Raw genomic sequence first — 16,873 nt, forward strand, 5'->3', positions numbered from 1 at the left:
AGGCCGCACCCGTGTTTCTCGTGGGAGAGGGTTGGGGTGAGGGCATCAGACCGCACCCGTATTTCTCGTGGGAGAGGAGCGGGATGAGGGCATCAGGCCGCACCCAATCCGTTTAGAACATGGCTTTGCCATATTCCATGTCAGACGTGCCAAAATATTTCGCAAGGGTCTGGCCGATGTCCGCGAAGGTTTCACGGTGACCGAGCGAGCCCGGCTTCACTTTCGGGCCATACACCAGCACCGGGATGTGCTCACGGGTATGGTCGGTACCGGTCCAGGTTGGGTCACAGCCGTGGTCTGCGGTCAGGATCAGAATGTCATCTTCACCCACCAGCTCCATCAGCTCAGGCAGACGGCGGTCAAACAGTTCAAGACCAGCAGCATAACCCGCAACGTCGCGACGGTGGCCCCAGGAGGAGTCGAAGTCCACGAAGTTGGTAAAGACAATGGTTTTGTCGCCCGCTTCTTTCATCTCTTTGATGGTGGCATCGAACAGCGCATCGAGACCGGTCGCTTTGACCTTTTTGGTGATGCCGCAGTTGGCGTAGATATCCGCGATTTTACCCACGGAAACCACGTGGCCGTCTTTCTCTTCAACCAGCTTCTGCAGCACGGTTGGCGCTGGTGGCTCAACGGCCAGGTCATGACGGTTACCGGTACGCTGGAAGTTACCCGCTTTGTCGCCGATAAACGGACGCGCGATCACGCGGCCAATGTTGTAGCCGCCTTCGGTCAGCTCTTCACGGGCGATTTCGCACAGCTCGTAGAGTTTATCCAGGCCGTAGGTCTCTTCGTGGCAGGCAATCTGGAACACGGAGTCAGCAGAAGTGTAGAAAATCGGCTTGCCGGTTTTCATGTGCTCTTCGCCGAGCTGGTCCAGAATCACGGTACCGGAAGAGTGGCAGTTACCGAGGTAGCCCGGCAGGTTGGCACGCTTGACCAGCTTATCGAGCAGCTCCTGCGGGAAGCTGTTCTCGTGATCGGAGAAATAGCCCCAGTCGAACAGCACCGGCACACCGGCGATTTCCCAGTGACCGGACGGGGTGTCTTTACCGGAAGAGAGCTCGTGCGCCCAGGCGTAGGCGCCCACCACTTCCGCGTTGCCGTCCATACCGGCTGCGATTTTACCGGTAGAACCTTCATGCGCTTTCACCAGACCGAGGCGGGTCAGATTTGGCAGAGTCAGAGGGCCTTTACGACCGTTGTCCGCTTCGCCTTTAGCACAGGCTTCCGCGATGTGACCCATGGTATCGGAACCCACGTCACCAAAACGTTCTGCATCTTCGGTTGCGCCGATGCCGAATGAGTCCAGCACCATAATAAATGCACGTTTCATAATTGTTCTCCGTACTTAGTGCTTCATAAAAATGCGATCAGATCAGTATACCGCTATTCGGTGATACGGCGATAGACCGTTGGGGTGTTTTCCGGCGCTTTATCATCAAGCGTAATGGCGGCTTTCACCGCTTTCGCCGCGTCCTGCCAGCTGGCTTCATCTTTGGCGTGGATCACCGCCAGCGGACGTTGGCCGTCAACGCTGTCGCCCAGACGGGCCATGTCGGTAAAGCCGACGCTGTAATCAATGGTGTCGGATGCCTGACGACGACCGCCGCCCATAGACACGACAGCCATGCCGAGCGCGCGGGTGTCCATGGCAGAGACAAAGCCTTCGCTATCCGCATAGACGGCTTTGCTGAGCATCGCGGTCGGCAGGTACTTCGCGTAATTTTCGACGAAATCGGTCGGGCCTTTTTGCGCCGCCACCATGCGGCCAAAGATCTCCGCCGCTTTGCCGTTGTCCAGCACCGCCTGCAGCTTCGCGCGGGCCTCCGCATCGTCTTTAGCAAGTTTGCCGGAGATGAGCATCTCCACGCACAGCGCCATAGTGACGTCGAACAGACGCGGGTTACGGTATTCGCCGGTGAGAAATTGCACGGCTTCGCGGACTTCAACCGCGTTACCGGCGCTGGAAGCCAGCACCTGGTTCATGTCGGTCAGCAGCGCGGTGGTGCGCACGCCCGCGCCGTTAGAGACGCCAACAATCGCTTCGGCCAGCGCCTCAGAGAGTTCATAGGTCGGCATAAAGGCGCCGCTGCCCACCTTCACGTCCATCACCAGCGCGTCCAGCCCTTCAGCCAGTTTCTTCGCCAGGATAGAGGCGGTGATCAGCGGGATGGAGTCAACGGTCGCGGTGATATCGCGGGTTGCATAGAAACGTTTGTCTGCCGGAGCAAGAGAGCTGGTCTGGCCGATAATCGCCACACCAACGTCTTTAATAATGTCGCGGAAGCGGTTGTCGTCCGGGAAGATATCGAAGCCCGGAATGGCTTCCAGTTTGTCGAGCGTACCGCCGGTGTGGCCCAGGCCGCGCCCGGAGATCATCGGAATGTAACCGCCGCAGGCTGCCACCATGGGGCCGAGCATCAGAGACGTCACGTCGCCCACGCCGCCGGTGGAGTGTTTGTCCACAATCGGGCCGTTAAGGTTAAGGCTTTTCCAGTCCAGAACGGTTCCTGAATCTCGCATCGCCATGGTCAGCGACACGCGCTCGGGCATCGACATATCGTGGAAGAAAATGGTCATCGCCAGAGCCGCAATCTGCCCTTCTGAGACGGTGTTATCACGAATGCCGTTGATAAAGAAGCGGATCTCTTCGTCGCTTAATGCCTGACCATCACGTTTTTTACGAATAATTTCTTGTGCGAGAAACACGGTAACCTCCATGCGGAATCGGGGGAGTTGTGGCGGGTGGCGCTACGCTTACCCGCCCTACGATCCTGTAGGCCGGATAAGCGAAGCGTCATCCGGCATTGTCTGGCAATCAGTAGCTGCTTGCGCTCTTACCGTCGCCGTGACCCAGCGCTTTCAGCAGGCTGGCCAGCAGGCTGGACGCGCCGAAGCGGTAGTGACGGGAATCCGCCCACTCTGCGCCAAACAGCTCGTCGGCAATTGCCAGGAACTGCTGCGCGTCTTCCGCGGTACGCACGCCGCCCGCAGGCTTGAAGCCAACGGTTTTGGACACGCCCATGTCGCGGATCACTTCCATCATGATGCGCGCGCTTTCCGGGGTCGCATTCACCGGCACTTTACCGGTAGAGGTTTTAATAAAATCCGCACCGGCTTTGATGGAGATTTCAGACGCTTTACGAATCAGCGCCTCTTCTTTCAGCTCGCCGGTTTCGATGATCACTTTAAGCAGCACGTTTGCCGCCGCACACGCGTCTTTACAGGCTTTCACCAGGTCAAAACCGACCTGCTCGTTGCCAGCGATCAGCGCGCGGTAAGGGAACACCACGTCAACTTCGTCTGCACCGTAGGCAATCGCCGCACGGGTTTCCGCCAGCGCGATCTCGATATCGTCGTTGCCGTGCGGGAAGTTAGTCACGGTTGCAATGCGCACGTCCGGAGTGCCCTGCTCTTTCAGCGTTTTGCGGGCAATCGGGATAAAGCGCGGGTAGATGCAGACAGCGGCGGTGTTGCCCACTGGCGTTTTCGCCTGATGGCACAGGGCGATGACTTTTTCATTGGTGTCGTCATCGTTCAGGGTGGTCAGGTCCATCAGTTTCAACGCGCGCAGGCTGCTTGCAGTTAAATCGGTCATAACATTCTCCAACGGCAGTGCCGTATAAATTTTACCTTGCGGGTCTGTGAGTATTCTAACATCCACCCGCATCCACACTTCGACATTCATCACAGTTAATGAAAACTGCGTACAAATTTGCATTACTGTAATGAGATCTTCTTCAAACTTTAGCGCGTAAATTGCCGACTAAAGCAGCGATACCCCCTGTCGGATCAAAAGCCCCGACAGGCTGGCTTCCTACAATTCGCTCATCATCCGCAGAACACTCAAGGAAGCGAATATGCCCCACTCCAGCCCCGACGCCCTGCAACAACGTTGCCAGCACATTGTGACAAGCCCGGTGTTAACCCCGGAACAAAAACGTCATTTTCTGGCGCTGGAAGCGGAAAACAACCTGCCGTATCCGACACTTCCTGAGGCCGCGCGAGCCGCGCTGGACGAAGGGTTTATCTGCGACATGTTCGAAGGCCACGCGCCTTTCAAACCCCGTTACGTTCTGCCGGATTACGCAAAATTTCTGGCTAACGGTTCAGAATGGCTGGAGCTGGAAGGGGCGAAAGATCTCGACGACGCCCTCTCGCTGTTAACCATCCTCTACCACCATGTTCCGTCTGTCACATCGATGCCGGTCTATCTCGGTCAGCTTGATGCGATATTAACTCCGTATGTTAGAATTCTAACACAAGAAGAGATCGATAGCCGAGTAAAACGTTTCTGGCGCTATCTCGATCGTACGCTGCCGGATGCGTTTATGCACGCAAACATCGGGCCTGCCGACGGCCCCATCACCCGTGCCATTCTGCGTGCCGACGCAGAGCTGAAGCAGGTCGCGCCGAACCTGACCTTTATCTACGATCCCGATATCACCCCGGACGACTTGCTACTTGAGGTGGCAAAAAACATATGTGAATGCAGCAAACCGCATATTTCCAATGGCCCAATGAATGATAAAATTTTCACAAAAGGCCGTTACGGCGTGGTGAGTTGTTACAACTCCCTGCCGCTGGCAGGCGGTGGCAGCACCCTGGTGCGCCTTAACCTCAAAGCCATGGCTGAACGCAGCACATCCATTGAAGACTTCTTCACCCGCACGCTCCCGCACTACTGCCAGCAGCAAATTGCCATCATCGATGCACGCTGCGATTTCCTGTACGGGCAGTCTGGCTTCTTTGAGAATAGCTTCCTGGTAAAAGAGGGGCTGATTGATGCCGATCGGTTTGTGCCGATGTTTGGCATGTACGGCCTGGCGGAAGCGGTAAACGCGCTCTGTGAGAAATCAGGAATAGCGGGACGCTACGGAAAGGACGAACAGGCCAACGCGCTGGGTTATCGCATCAGCGAACAGCTTGCAGCGTTTGTCGAAAACACGCCGGTGAAACACGGCTGGAAGCAGCGCGCGATGCTGCACGCCCAGTCAGGCATCAGCTCCGATTCGGGCACCACGCCGGGCGCGCGTCTGCCCTACGGCGACGAACCGGATCCCATCAGCCACCTGCTGGCTGTTGCGCCGCACCATAAACACTATCACTCCGGGATTAGCGATATTTTAACGCTGGATGAGACGGTAAAACGCAATCCTCAGGCGGTGGTTCAGCTTTGCCTGGGTGCGTTCAGGGCCGGTATGCGTGAGTTCACCGCGAATGTCGCCGGTAACGATCTGGTCCGCGTAACTGGGTATATGGTGCGCTTGTCGGATCTGGAAAAGTACCGCGAAGCCGGATCGCGCACCAATACCACCTGGCTGGGTGAAGAAGCCGCACGCAATACCCGAATTCTGGAACGTCAGCCTCGCGTGATAAGCCATGAACAGCAGATGCGCTTTAGTTAGTCAGGTCATTCCCTTCTCCTGCGTGGACGGGCCGGGCAGCCGCCTGGCGCTGTTCCTGCAGGGCTGCAACCTGCGCTGCAAAACCTGCCACAACCCGTGGACCATCGGGCGCTGCAACGACTGCGGGGACTGCGTGCCCCACTGCCCGCATGACGCGCTGACCATTCAGGCAGGACGCGTCTGGTGGCAGGAGAGTCACTGCCAGCAGTGCGACACCTGCCTGCGCCTGTGCCAGCAGCAGGCAACGCCTATGGCGAACCGCCTGAGCGTGGAGGAGATCCTCACGCAGATCCGAAAAGCCGCCCCCTTTATTGAGGGCGTTACCGTCAGCGGGGGCGAAGCCACCACGCAGCTGCCGTTTTTAATCGCCCTGTTTACCGCGATCAAAACCGATCCTGAGCTACATCATTTAACCTGTCTGGTAGACAGCAACGGTCTGTTAAGCGAAACCGGCTGGCAAAAGCTGCTGCCGGTACTGGATGGCGCGATGCTGGATCTGAAGGCGTGGGGGAACGAGCATCACCGCTTCCTGACCGGGCGCGAAAACCCGCAGATTAAACAGAGCATCCGCTGGCTGGCAGATCGTCACCGTTTGACGGAACTCCGCTTGCTGGTTATTCCGGAGCAGTGTGATTACCTGGAACATCTCAAGCCGCTAACGACCTTTATCCACGGGCTTGGGAATGTGCCGGTGCGCATCAACGCTTTTCATGCGCATGGGGTTTACGGCGAGGCAGCGTCATGGCGCAGCGCCACGCCGGAGGACGTTGAACCGCTGGCCCGGGCGCTGGAAAAAAAGAAAATAACGGTGATTCGTCCGGCGCTTTATCTATAGCGTGATGCCAAAAACCGAACGGGTATTTTCCAGCAGCGCGCCGGCAATCACATCTCCAGGTTCCTGACGCAGTTCGCACAGCACGTCAAAAACGCGCGCCGCCTGTTCCGGGCGATTCGGCTGCCCCTGAAAACCATTCAGCGGCATATCCGGCGCGTCAGTTTCCAGCAGAAGCGCGGACAGCGGCAGCTGAGCCATCACATCGCGGGTTTTACTGGCGCGCGGATAGGTGATGGTGCCACCGACACCAATTTTATACCCCAGCTCAATAAAACGCTGCGCCTGCTGCAGGCTGCCGGAAAAACCGTGTACAACGCCTCTTCGCGGCAGATCGATACGTTTAAGGTGCATTGCGAGCTTATCGTGCGTGCGCCTTGAGTGGAGGATCACCGGCAGATCGTGACGCTTTGCCAGCCTGAGCTGCGCGTCGAGGATCGTCTGCTGGCGTTCAAACTGCGGATCCTCGCGATAGAGATCGAGGCCGATCTCGCCGATGGCGACAAGTTTCTCTCCTGCACTTTGCAGCACCTGATCCAGCTCTTCAAGATGCTCATCACGATGGCGCTCAATGACAATCGGATGCAGGCCGAGCGCGGCATAAAGCGCGGGGTATCGCGTGGAAAGATCCAGCACGCGGGAAAAATAGGCCGCTTCTACTGACGGCACAATGATGGCCTGAACGCCTGCCTCGGCAGCTTTCGCAATGCTTTGCGCTTCATCCCCCGTAAACGGCGGGAAATCAAAGTGGCAGTGGGTATCAACAAAGCGGTGCGTCACGCCAGATCCTCGTTATCCAGTAAAGCGTCATTCGCCTGCGGGATATCCACCAGCGGCATCGTCAGGGCATCATTGGCGACAACCGCAGGCGGCATAATAATCCGTTTATGCCGATGAAGCGGCGGCTGCTCCGCCAGCATTTTCCCCACCGTCGCCAGGAAGTAACGCCCGCACAGCCGCCCCGTTTTGTAATCCATGCGCAGCGCAGGGACGCGGCTGCCCAGCGCCATGCTCAGCAGCGGCTTCGGCGGATAGATTTCAAAAATTCGCAGCTTACCCGGCGGTTTTTCAATAAAGCGCTGCATCGCGCCGTAGGTGGTTTCATGCTGCTTTGCGATGTTCACCAGCGGCTGCAGGCTGCTGTCGCCCAGCCAGCGCTCCATCCGTTTAAACCACTGGGGTGTGTAATACATTTGCGACGGCACGGTACGGATCACCACGATAGTTTTCGCCCCGCGCCGGGCGGCTTCCTGCACCGGCACCGCGTCGCTGATGCCGCCGTCCAGATAGCTGATGCCGTCCAGCAGAGCTCCGGTACGATAAAAACCGGGAATAGCGCTGGAGGCGCGGATGATGTCCAGCCAGTTATCCTTCTGCGGTGAGAAATAGCCCGGCGAGTAGTCATCCCCCCGGCTGGCGCACATCCAGAACGCTTTGCCGCTATCAAACAGACGGGCGGCGGTATCCATGGCCAGCGGCATCTGGCTGGAGGTCGACTCCAGAAGCCAGTCGAGATCGATCAGGTTGCCGCCGCGCACGAAGCGCACCGGGTTAAAAAATTCTTTCGCCGTGGTGTAGCGCATGATTACTTTTCGCGCGTAGCCGGGCTGGTTACAGACATAGGCAGAGAGATTCTGCGCCCCGGCGGACGTACCGAAGTAGAGGTCAAACGGGTTGAACTGCGCGCGCATAAATTCATCCAGCACGCCGGCGGTGAAAATGCCGCGCTGTCCTCCCCCCTCACAAACCAGTGCGAGTTGACCCGCGCGAAACGGTTTTAACGTCAGCGGCGCAATATTGCCGATCGTAACGGGAATTCGTTGCCCCACCTCTGCTTTCCTGTTTTGATTATTTTATCACTCCACAGTAACGCACCCGACCTGTAACGCAAATAAGAAAAAGCCAGTCGCAGGGACTGGCTTTATTTTGTTGAAGAAATATTGCGTTTGCTATGGACGTCGACGCCCCGTAAACAGGCTGACCAGGAACAGAATAATACCGACGACGAAGACAATTTTAGCTGCCCATGCCGCTGTACCTGCCAGACCACCAAAGCCCAATGCGGCGGCAATTAACGCGATAACCAGAAATATAATGCCCCAACGAAACATAAGCTTCTCCTTTACCATAGTTAATGTCGGCCGCTAAACGTGAGCGCTCAGGTCACTCACCGGCGTTTTTCCAGAGTCGTTCTTATTTCGCCCGCAGGATTTAGCCCGGCGGGCGAATGGTCCAGAATTACTTCGTTTTCAGATCGTTTTTAACGCTTTTCACACCATCAATGGCTTTCGCAATTGACTCGGCACGTTCACTTTGCGCCTGGGAATCAACCGTACCGGAAAGCTGAACCACACCATCGGTGGTTTCTACTTTCACCTTACGAGACGGCACGATGTCATCTGCTAAAAGTTTAGCTTTGATTTCGCTGGTGGTTGCCGCATCCCCGGCATAACCTTTCACCGACGCGTTTTTACCGTCGCGAACGTGCAGTTTATCGCTCACGGAGGCCACACCTTCGACACCCTTAGCGACTTTCACCGCCTGTTCTGCCTGCGCCTGGCTTTCCACGAAGCCACTCAGGGTGACCACTTTCTTGTCGGTCTTAACGGAAATATCGGTGCTCTTGATGGCTTCATCATCCACCAGCGCGGCTTTCACTTTTGCTGTGATAGAGCTGTCGTCCATGAAATTACCGACTTTATTCATAGAGCTATCGATTTTTTGCCCTGCGGTATCGGCCGTGGACTGTGCTTTATCCATGGTGCTGCTTTCCGCGAGGGCGGAACCGCTAACCAGAACGCTACCCAGTGTTACAGCCAGCAGAGTTTTAGAAATCTTCAGTCTTGTCATATTCATCGATTTATTCCTGTGTTTTACCCGCTATTCGGGCTACATACTTCCTTAGTAGTTTTATATATTGCGAATAAACACACGGGTGAAATGGAGAACCAATCGACATGCATTGAACAGTTAATTCATCCACACCCGGTGCTAAACACTGAGTTAAATATAGATCACTCTCACAATGCCGCTTTCAAAATTGAGTAAAAAACGCGCGAATAGCGTGAAATAGCGGTGAATTAAGAACATTCCGCAAGGGATTAATAAGACTGGAATAAAAGAAGAGCACGGCGATTGCCGTGCTCTGAGAGGGGATTAGTGTTCGCGCGTTTTGCGGAACTGTACGTCAGGATAACGTTCCTGCGTCAGGTTCAGGTTGACCATCGTTGGCGCGATATAGGTCAGGTTGTCGCCGCCATCCAGCGCCAGCTGAATTTCGTTCTTACGCTTAAATTCTTCGAATTTCTTCACGTCTGAACACTCAACCCAGCGCGCGGTGGCCACGTTGACCGATTCGTAAATCGCTTCCACGTTGTACTCGCTCTTCAGACGCGCAACCACCACGTCGAACTGCAGCACACCCACCGCGCCGACGATCAGATCGTTGTTGGCGATTGGACGGAACACCTGCACGGCGCCCTCTTCGGAGAGCTGAACCAGGCCTTTCAGCAGCTGCTTCTGCTTCAGCGGATCGCGCAGACGAATACGACGGAACAGCTCCGGCGCGAAGTTCGGAATCCCGGTGAACTTCATCATTTCGCCCTGGGTGAAGGTATCGCCGATCTGGATCGTACCGTGGTTGTGCAGACCGATGATGTCGCCCGGATACGCTTCCTCAACGTGCGAGCGGTCACCCGCCATAAAGGTCAGCGCGTCGGAGATCACCACATCTTTGCCAATACGCACCTGGCGCAGCTTCATGCCCTTCTCATACTTACCGGACACTACGCGCATAAAGGCCACGCGGTCGCGGTGTTTCGGGTCCATGTTGGCCTGAATTTTGAAGACGAAACCGGTGAATTTCTCTTCTTTCGCTTCCACTTCGCGAGTGTCGGTTTTACGCGGCATTGGCTGCGGAGCCCACTCCACCAGACCGTCCAGCATGTGGTCTACGCCAAAGTTACCCAGCGCGGTACCGAAGAAGACCGGGGTAATTTCACCGCTCAGGAACAGCTCTTTGTCGAACTCGTGAGACGCCCCCTTCACCAGCTCCAGCTCGTCGCGCAGCTGCGCGGCCAGCTCTTCGCCAACCGCGGCATCCAGATCCGGGTTGTCCAGACCTTTCACAATGCGCACTTCCTGAATGGTGTGGCCTTTACCGGTCTGGTACAGATAAGTTTCGTCTTTATAGAGGTGGTAAACGCCTTTGAACAGCTTACCGCAGCCAATTGGCCAGGTAATTGGCGCACAGGCGATCTTCAGCTCGTTTTCCACTTCATCCATCAGCTCCATCGGGTCACGGATGTCACGGTCGAGTTTGTTCATAAAGGTGAGGATCGGCGTATCACGCAGGCGGGTAACTTCCATCAGCTTGCGGGTACGATCTTCTACACCCTTCGCGGCGTCGATCACCATCAGACAGCAGTCCACCGCCGTCAGGGTACGGTAGGTATCTTCGGAGAAGTCTTCGTGGCCCGGGGTGTCCAGCAGGTTTACCAGGCAGTCGTGATACGGGAACTGCATCACGGAGGTGGTAATCGAAATACCGCGCTGCTTTTCCATCTCCATCCAGTCAGATTTTGCATGCTGGCTGGAGCCACGGCCTTTAACGGTACCCGCAGTCTGGATCGCCTGTCCGAACAGCAACACCTTTTCGGTGATGGTCGTTTTACCGGCATCCGGGTGCGAGATAATGGCAAAAGTACGGCGCTTGGCCACCTCTTGCAGATAAGGAGACAACGTCATAATTAAATCTTCTTTTATAAGCGCGGCAGCACGCCACGCATCATGGAATACAAAATTGCGGCTATTTTACCCATCAACGGGGGGCAGGCAATCATTGTTTACACAGGAGTTGCTCCAGTTCGGTCAATGACGTGACGGTCCAGGTTGGCTCGATGCCTTCAGGCTTCACGCGGCCATGCGCATTTAGCCAGACGGTCGACAAACCTGACTTCATACCGCCAAGAATATCAGACTCTGCGGTATCCCCCACCATCAGCACGCGATCGCGGTCGGGATTACCGGCCTGCGCCAGCGCATAATCGAAAATCCGCGGATCCGGTTTCGGCACCCCCACCTCTTCGGAGATCACCAGCGCGTCAAAATGATCGCGCAGGCCGGTGCGCTCCAGACGGATTTGCTGCAGCGCGGTGAAGCCGTTAGTGATGATTCCCAGTTTCACTTTGCCTTTCAACGCATTCAACAGAGAAACCGCGCCCGGCAGTGGCGCGCAAATATCCGCCATCGCATTGAGAAAAGCATCATTCAGCGAGCCCGGACTCACGTTTAAGCGCTCCGCCCAGACGTCAAAACGCTGGTGCTGAAGCTGTAACGCAGTGATGGCACCGTTCTGGTAATCCACCCACAGCGGCTTGTTCACCGCCTGATAGTTCTGAAAATCTTCAGCGGTGAAGGTCACGCTATAGTCGAGAAACATCCGCTGTAGGCCGCCAAACGAGTCAAACGTAAACAGCGTTTCGTCGGCATCAAAGAAAATCCAGTCCCATTTCATCGTTACAACCTTATCTTCGTTATCCAATCGGCAGAGCCATTATGATGGCGTCTTCACGTCCCTCTGCGGTGGGGTAGTAGTTACGGCGGACTGTCGCCTCGTTAAAGCCTAAGCTTTCATAGAGCGCGATGGCGGCGACATTCGATGCGCGCACCTCCAGCCACAGGGTGAAAACGTCACGGGTTTCGAGCTCACGAATGAGATGCTCAAGCAGTTCTCTTCCCAGCCCACGGCGCTGAAACGCCGGGTCGACGGCGATGTTAAACAGCGTCGCCTCGTCAAGAACGACCTGCGTGATGGCAAACGCGGCCATGGTGCCGTCAACGTCCAGACGGTAGTTCAGATAGCGCTCGCCCTGATTGCTGGCAAACGTTTTCTCGCTCCACGGAAAGGTGTGGGCGCGTGTTTCAATCGCGAACGCTGCGGTCAGGTCAGGCGTCGTGAGGGAAGAAATCGTGTTCATATTCGCAGATTTGTTGCCATAGCGCGCTGCGCGCCTTTGGATTGGCTTTCAGCTCGTCCAGTGCTGGCGAGCTGATTTTGCTCCCCTGAAGAGAGATGTCGCTAGTCTCTCCGATGCGCCAGCTGTTACAGCGGCTATCAGGAGGAAGCATGGCAACCCGTTCAGGCTTCAGCTGTAAGACCTGGTCGGGCGTCAGCTTCAGGCTGCGAAGGACATCACCGATCAGGGGTTCATTCAGGGCAGGCAGTTCTTCCGCTACCATCACCAGCCGAACGTGCGCAGGGATGGAGATGGCGATTTCGCCCTGCAACGCCGTCGGGCGACGCAAGGCCCACTGGGTAATGCCCAGCTGCTGCAACTGCCAGTCTCGTCGGGATGTCATAGGGATAACTCCTGTCTCTCAGGCGCGCAAATATAGCAAATGTGTCGAAAGTGCGCCATCTACCTACTATAATCCCCGCCTGAGTTTATTGAGGAACAATTCATGTCTGCATTTACCCCGGCAAGTGAAGTCTTGCTGCGTCACAGTGATGATTTCGAAGAAAGCCGTATTCTGTTTGCCGGAGATATGCAGGATGACCTGCCCGCGCGTTTCGACTGTGCTGAAAGCCGTGCCCACACCCAATACTACCACCACTGGCAGGTGTTGAGCCGCCAGATGGGCGAGCGCGCACGCTTCAGCCTGGTGGCGGAGCAGAGCGATATTGCCGACTGCGATACGCTGATCTACTACTGGCCGAAGAACAAGCCGGAAGCCCAGTTCCAGCTGATGAACCTGCTCTCCCTGCTGCCGGTTGGCTGTGATATTTTCGTGGTCGGTGAAAACCGCAGCGGCGTCCGTAGCGCCGAGCAGATGCTGGAAGCCTACGCGCCGCTGACCAAAGTCGACAGCGCGCGTCGCTGCGGTCTGTATCATGGCCGTCTGGAAAAGCAGACAACGTTCGATGCCAACACCTTCTGGGACGAATACCAGCTTGACGGCCTGACCATCAAAACCCTGCCGGGCGTCTTCAGCCGTGACGCGCTGGATACGGGCAGCAAGCTGCTGCTCTCCACTCTGACACCGCACACCAAAGGCAAAGTGCTGGACGTGGGCTGCGGCGCGGGCGTGCTTTCAACGGTGCTTGCCAGCCATTCACCAAAAGTGCGTTTAACCCTGTGTGACGTAAGCGCCCCGGCGGTTGAAGCCAGCCGCGCAACGCTTGCCGCAAACGGCATTGAAGGCGAGGTGATTGCCAGCAACGTCTTCTCTGACGTGACCGGCCGCTTTGACATGATTATCTCTAACCCGCCGTTCCACGACGGCATGGAGACCAGCCTCGAAGCTGCGCAAACGCTGATCCGTGGCGCGACTCGCCACCTCAACAGCGGCGGCGAGCTGCGCATCGTGGCGAACGCCTTCCTGGCGTACCCGAAAGTGCTGGACGAAACCTTCGGCTTCCACGAAGTGATCGCCCAGACTGGCCGCTTTAAGGTCTACCGCACCGTGATGACGCGTCAGGCAAAGAAATAATTTGCCATAAAATGCAGGCCGGATAAGCGCCAGCGCCATCCGGCAAGCAGGCGTCTCAATTCCGTCCATTTTTGCAGCAATCAATAAAAGTCGCGCAATTTTCAGTTGACGTAAAGCTGAAAACATCTAGAATGCGCCTCCGTGGTTACGATACTTTTACAGTATCGATGGTATGCGAAGGTGGCGGAATTGGTAGACGCGCTAGCTTCAGGTGTTAGTGTCCTTACGGATGTGGGGGTTCGAGTCCCCCCCCTCGCACCATAAATCACGTTGATATTGCTCGCACTGGGCGAAGGTGGCGGAATTGGTAGACGCGCTAGCTTCAGGTGTTAGTGTCCTTACGGATGTGGGGGTTCGAGTCCCCCCCCTCGCACCAACGAGGCGATATCAGAATTAGTAAGATGACTGTGCGAAGGTGGCGGAATTGGTAGACGCGCTAGCTTCAGGTGTTAGTGTCCTTAGGATGTGGGGGTTCGAGTCCCCCCCCTCGCACCAATTATCTTACATCCCTTCTGTAGCACCTCTTGTTTTCCCTGTTATTTCAAACTCATCAGTATCACCAGAATTCCACTGATCAATGCGACACACGATGGCAGTAAAACAAAGTGACGAAGTTGCTTATGCCAGATCATGCCTGACGTAACCAGCAATCCTGACACAATGATGGCCTTCCAGATATTGATGGAGAGATCGGCAAACATCAACACGCCAAGGATTACGCCCGGCAACAATACTCCCCATGCACTTCCCAGCGCCCTGTTCAACATACATCGCCCTTTCATAACGATAATGATAAACAATATCATATGATAAAAATTATCATTTGTCGCGCAGTGAAGCAAAAAAGATCGGCCTTTACCCTTATGTAGAATGACAGAAATTTCCTAAGGTGATAAATTGCTCACCTGTTAACTACACATAAAGTTTTTCTTATAATTACGCTTTGAGTTTTTTGCATATTTTAGTGCGAAACCACACCTATTTATCTGTTTTAATTAAATTTTAATAAAAACGCACGACTATGACATCACAATCCTGGCGGTCTTTGGTTCAAAGAAAATATCAATTATCGTTACGTTTATTTTTATTTCTGAACGCAACTTCAGCCGTGTTCTCGGTAACAAACCCGCTCTATTCTGTACGCGTGTTTTCTGCCCCTCTGATTGCAATTTTCGCGATCAGTACTGGCCTGTTCGTCTGGCACTGGAAAAAGCGCGCGCGGAAGATAAATATTCCTGCCGTTTCAGCAATCTTTGGTATTTTGTGGGCCTGGCAAATTGATTCGAAATTTTCGCTAATTACCCATGACCAGGCTATGTATTTGATAATAGCCTTACTCACGGTGCTTTTTATCGGAACGCTGGCCTTCGCCAGTAATATCAAAGCATTTACGCTGCACTCGCTCCCCGCCTTTATTGTCTGCCTGTGGTTAAGCGACCAAGATATATGGCTAAGAATGTCCTATTCTTTCGCACTTCCTGTGGTGGCTATTGCTATTCATAACATTTTGCAAAGGCGCAACGATCGCTTCGCCCAGGAGCTGCTCTCTCGCCTGCTGGAAGAACGGGAAACGCTGACCGATCTCAGCATGATGGATCCTCTAACCGGGCTCTATAATCGTCGCGGCCTGCAGAGCCGTCTGGAGAACCTGCCGGCGGTAGAAAACGGCGAACACTTTGTCCTTCTGATGGATATCGACCACTTCAAAGCCTATAACGACCATTATGGCCATATGATGGGCGACCAGGCACTGAAACGCGTCTCTGCGGCCATCCGTGATGCCGTCCGTTCACGCGATATTGTGGCGCGTTTCGGTGGGGAAGAGTTCATGGTGCTGCTGACGAATATTTCCCTTGAACACGCCCGCCATACGGCAGAGCGGATCCGTCAGAAAGTCTATGATTTGAAAATCCCTCATCTTTTCAACGAAAGTGTCGCCACCAACGTCACCATCAGCATCGGTATTGCCATTTTCGAAAATGAAGACGTGGAAGGCGCGCTGGAGAGAGCAGACAGAGCGCTCTATGAAGCAAAGCATTTAGGTCGCAATAACATTCTGCTGAGTGAAGAGCTACAAACCGCTTAAGCGCGTAAGCGGTTAATCAGGACAAAAGTCTTGCCATTGGTATGAGCAATAGTTAGGATTGGCAATCATTATCATTTAGATTCCTATCTCAACTATGGCTACGCAAACCGCACACATCGTTGAACCACTCCTCTGGCGAGCGCCGCTCACCAGCGGGGATGCGTCGCTTGCGGATGCCATACGGGATAAGATTGCACAGACGCGCGCCCACCTTCTGGACTTTATCAGGCTTGATGAAGCGCCCCCGCATCACGCCATGACGCTCGCTCAGTGGCAGCAACCCTCTACGCTGCAGTCGCTGCTTGCAACCTATTCCGACCATATCTATCGCAATCAGCCGACCCTAACGCGGGAAAATAAACCGCTGCTTTCCCTGTGGGCACAGTGGTATATCGGGCTGATGGTTCCCCCGCTCATGCTGGCGGTGTTAACCCAAAAGAGCATGCTGGCGCTCTCCCCGGATCATTTTCACGTCGAGTTCCACGAAACTGGCCGAGCAGCCTGTTTCTGGATTGACCTGCACGAAGATCGCGGCGCAGAGCAGTTCTCTGCTCAGGAACGTCTGGAACAGCTTGTCATCCAGGCCCTGATCCCAGTGGTGGAGGCACTTGAAGCAACGGGCGAGATCAACGGGAAGCTTATCTGGAGTAATACCGGATATTTAATCCATTGGTATTTAACGGAAATGAAACCGCTGCTCGGCGATGAGAAAGTGGAGGCCCTGCGTCAGTCCTGCTTCTTTGCAAAACAACTTTCCGATGGCCGCGATAACCCATTATTCCGTACCGTTGTGCTCCGTGACGGGCTTCTGGTGCGTCGTACCTGCTGCCAGCGCTATCGCCTGCCGGACGTCAAGCAGTGCGGGGATTGCACGCTGAAATAGTAGAGTGCGGCCTGATGCCCTCACCCTGCCCCTCTCCCACAGGGCTGAGGAATCTCCATAAATTAATGCGAGCAGTGAACAATCCCCTCGCCCCTTTGGGGAGAGGGTTAGGGTGAGGGGGAACATACGGCTCTGGTGGTCATTCCGTTCACTTTATGTTCCTTGCTACT

Annotated in this window: 17 protein-coding genes and 3 tRNA genes; 8 read left to right on the plus strand and 12 right to left on the minus strand. The window is 55.2% G+C overall.

Annotated features, from left to right (window positions below):
- Positions 1-112 precede the first annotated feature (112 nt).
- The 3 genes from deoB to deoC form a co-directional block, all read right to left on the minus strand.
- Entirely contained in the window at positions 113-1,336 is a 1,224-nt protein-coding gene (deoB, locus tag URZ40_RS18995; RefSeq protein ID WP_316379728.1) for a phosphopentomutase, read from the minus strand.
- Between the two features lie 53 nt (positions 1,337-1,389).
- Entirely contained in the window at positions 1,390-2,712 is a 1,323-nt protein-coding gene (deoA, locus tag URZ40_RS19000) for a thymidine phosphorylase (RefSeq protein WP_116342627.1), read from the minus strand.
- Positions 2,713-2,821: 109 nt separating this feature from the next.
- The gene (deoC, locus tag URZ40_RS19005) at positions 2,822-3,601 is read right to left on the minus strand and encodes a deoxyribose-phosphate aldolase (protein ID WP_032644972.1); all 780 of its coding nucleotides are present in this window, start codon (positions 3,599-3,601) and stop codon (positions 2,822-2,824) included.
- A gap of 262 nt (positions 3,602-3,863) precedes the next feature.
- Between deoC and URZ40_RS19010 the strand changes: the two genes are divergently transcribed.
- Both URZ40_RS19010 and URZ40_RS19015 read left to right on the plus strand, forming a co-directional pair.
- On the plus strand, positions 3,864-5,411 hold the full coding sequence (locus tag URZ40_RS19010; protein ID WP_320720987.1) for a YjjI family glycine radical enzyme: 1,548 nt from the start codon (positions 3,864-3,866) through the stop codon (positions 5,409-5,411).
- A complete protein-coding gene (locus tag URZ40_RS19015; protein WP_320720988.1) occupies positions 5,386-6,246 on the plus strand; it encodes a YjjW family glycine radical enzyme activase in 861 nt (286 codons plus the stop codon). The genes URZ40_RS19010 and URZ40_RS19015 overlap by 26 nt, the downstream gene beginning before the upstream one ends.
- On the opposite strand, the gene URZ40_RS19020 is transcribed toward URZ40_RS19015, so the two are convergent.
- From URZ40_RS19020 to URZ40_RS19055, 8 genes are all read right to left on the minus strand, one after another.
- Positions 6,241-7,023, minus strand: a complete 783-nt coding sequence (locus URZ40_RS19020; RefSeq protein WP_320720989.1) for a TatD family hydrolase — start codon at positions 7,021-7,023, stop codon at positions 6,241-6,243. The genes URZ40_RS19015 and URZ40_RS19020 overlap by 6 nt on opposite strands.
- Positions 7,020-8,072 carry a patatin family protein gene (locus URZ40_RS19025; RefSeq protein ID WP_320720990.1) on the minus strand — a complete coding sequence of 351 codons (1,053 nt, stop codon included), beginning with the start codon at positions 8,070-8,072 and terminating at the stop codon, positions 7,020-7,022. The genes URZ40_RS19020 and URZ40_RS19025 overlap by 4 nt, the downstream gene beginning before the upstream one ends.
- Before the next feature lie 120 nt (positions 8,073-8,192).
- Positions 8,193-8,354, minus strand: a complete 162-nt coding sequence (locus tag URZ40_RS19030) for a DUF1328 domain-containing protein (RefSeq protein ID WP_003856556.1) — start codon at positions 8,352-8,354, stop codon at positions 8,193-8,195.
- 127 nt (positions 8,355-8,481) lie between these two features.
- Positions 8,482-9,099, minus strand: a complete 618-nt coding sequence (gene osmY / locus URZ40_RS19035; RefSeq protein ID WP_028015434.1) for a molecular chaperone OsmY — start codon at positions 9,097-9,099, stop codon at positions 8,482-8,484.
- A 300-nt stretch (positions 9,100-9,399) separates the two neighbouring features.
- A complete protein-coding gene (gene prfC / locus URZ40_RS19040; protein WP_028015433.1) occupies positions 9,400-10,989 on the minus strand; it encodes a peptide chain release factor 3 in 1,590 nt (529 codons plus the stop codon).
- Positions 10,990-11,080: 91 nt separating this feature from the next.
- Positions 11,081-11,758 (minus strand): pyrimidine 5'-nucleotidase, encoded by a 678-nt coding sequence (gene yjjG, locus URZ40_RS19045; RefSeq protein WP_316379732.1) that lies wholly within the window; start codon positions 11,756-11,758, stop codon positions 11,081-11,083.
- 19 nt (positions 11,759-11,777) lie between these two features.
- The gene (gene rimI, locus URZ40_RS19050; RefSeq protein WP_116342381.1) at positions 11,778-12,221 is read right to left on the minus strand and encodes a ribosomal protein S18-alanine N-acetyltransferase; all 444 of its coding nucleotides are present in this window, start codon (positions 12,219-12,221) and stop codon (positions 11,778-11,780) included.
- Positions 12,190-12,603: a DNA polymerase III subunit psi gene (locus tag URZ40_RS19055; protein WP_316379733.1), complete on the minus strand. Its 414-nt coding sequence runs from the start codon at positions 12,601-12,603 to the stop codon at positions 12,190-12,192. The genes rimI and URZ40_RS19055 overlap by 32 nt, the downstream gene beginning before the upstream one ends.
- A 102-nt stretch (positions 12,604-12,705) precedes the next feature.
- Between URZ40_RS19055 and rsmC the strand changes: the two genes are divergently transcribed.
- The 4 genes from rsmC (at position 12,706) to URZ40_RS19075 (ending at position 14,229) form a co-directional block, all read left to right on the plus strand.
- Positions 12,706-13,734 (plus strand): 16S rRNA (guanine(1207)-N(2))-methyltransferase RsmC, encoded by a 1,029-nt coding sequence (rsmC, locus tag URZ40_RS19060; protein WP_316379734.1) that lies wholly within the window; start codon positions 12,706-12,708, stop codon positions 13,732-13,734.
- Between the two features lie 174 nt (positions 13,735-13,908).
- Positions 13,909-13,995, plus strand: a tRNA-Leu gene (locus URZ40_RS19065).
- Between the two features lie 28 nt (positions 13,996-14,023).
- Positions 14,024-14,110, plus strand: a tRNA-Leu gene (locus URZ40_RS19070).
- A 33-nt stretch (positions 14,111-14,143) separates the two neighbouring features.
- A tRNA-Leu gene (locus tag URZ40_RS19075) sits at positions 14,144-14,229 on the plus strand.
- 41 nt (positions 14,230-14,270) lie between these two features.
- Here URZ40_RS19075 and URZ40_RS19080 read toward each other — a convergent pair.
- Positions 14,271-14,501, minus strand: coding sequence for a DUF1435 domain-containing protein (locus tag URZ40_RS19080; RefSeq protein ID WP_116342625.1), 231 nt, complete (start codon positions 14,499-14,501; stop codon positions 14,271-14,273).
- A gap of 254 nt (positions 14,502-14,755) precedes the next feature.
- Between URZ40_RS19080 and URZ40_RS19085 the strand changes: the two genes are divergently transcribed.
- The gene (locus URZ40_RS19085) at positions 14,756-15,820 is read left to right on the plus strand and encodes a GGDEF domain-containing protein (protein ID WP_061099315.1); all 1,065 of its coding nucleotides are present in this window, start codon (positions 14,756-14,758) and stop codon (positions 15,818-15,820) included.
- A 94-nt stretch (positions 15,821-15,914) separates the two neighbouring features.
- Positions 15,915-16,703 carry a siderophore-iron reductase FhuF gene (fhuF, locus tag URZ40_RS19090; protein WP_316379735.1) on the plus strand — a complete coding sequence of 263 codons (789 nt, stop codon included), beginning with the start codon at positions 15,915-15,917 and terminating at the stop codon, positions 16,701-16,703.
- Positions 16,704-16,873 lie beyond the last annotated feature (170 nt).

The sequence above is a fragment of the Enterobacter sp. 296B2 genome (assembly GCF_034106185.1).
GTDB lineage: Bacteria > Pseudomonadota > Gammaproteobacteria > Enterobacterales > Enterobacteriaceae > Enterobacter > Enterobacter cloacae_N.

Coding starts and splice junctions, on each gene's coding strand:
- deoB (WP_316379728.1), bottom strand. CDS start 1,336: ATGAAACGTGCATTTATTATGGTGCTGGACTCATTCGGCATCGGCGCA.
- yjjG (WP_316379732.1), bottom strand. CDS start 11,758: ATGAAATGGGACTGGATTTTCTTTGATGCCGACGAAACGCTGTTTACG.
- rimI (WP_116342381.1), bottom strand. CDS start 12,221: ATGAACACGATTTCTTCCCTCACGACGCCTGACCTGACCGCAGCGTTC.
- deoC (WP_032644972.1), bottom strand. CDS start 3,601: ATGACCGATTTAACTGCAAGCAGCCTGCGCGCGTTGAAACTGATGGAC.
- URZ40_RS19030 (WP_003856556.1), bottom strand. CDS start 8,354: ATGTTTCGTTGGGGCATTATATTTCTGGTTATCGCGTTAATTGCCGCC.
- URZ40_RS19080 (WP_116342625.1), bottom strand. CDS start 14,501: ATGTTGAACAGGGCGCTGGGAAGTGCATGGGGAGTATTGTTGCCGGGC.
- URZ40_RS19010 (WP_320720987.1), top strand. CDS start 3,864: ATGCCCCACTCCAGCCCCGACGCCCTGCAACAACGTTGCCAGCACATT.
- rsmC (WP_316379734.1), top strand. CDS start 12,706: ATGTCTGCATTTACCCCGGCAAGTGAAGTCTTGCTGCGTCACAGTGAT.
- prfC (WP_028015433.1), bottom strand. CDS start 10,989: ATGACGTTGTCTCCTTATCTGCAAGAGGTGGCCAAGCGCCGTACTTTT.
- URZ40_RS19015 (WP_320720988.1), top strand. CDS start 5,386: ATGAACAGCAGATGCGCTTTAGTTAGTCAGGTCATTCCCTTCTCCTGC.
- osmY (WP_028015434.1), bottom strand. CDS start 9,099: ATGAATATGACAAGACTGAAGATTTCTAAAACTCTGCTGGCTGTAACA.
- URZ40_RS19085 (WP_061099315.1), top strand. CDS start 14,756: ATGACATCACAATCCTGGCGGTCTTTGGTTCAAAGAAAATATCAATTA.
- URZ40_RS19055 (WP_316379733.1), bottom strand. CDS start 12,603: ATGACATCCCGACGAGACTGGCAGTTGCAGCAGCTGGGCATTACCCAG.
- fhuF (WP_316379735.1), top strand. CDS start 15,915: ATGGCTACGCAAACCGCACACATCGTTGAACCACTCCTCTGGCGAGCG.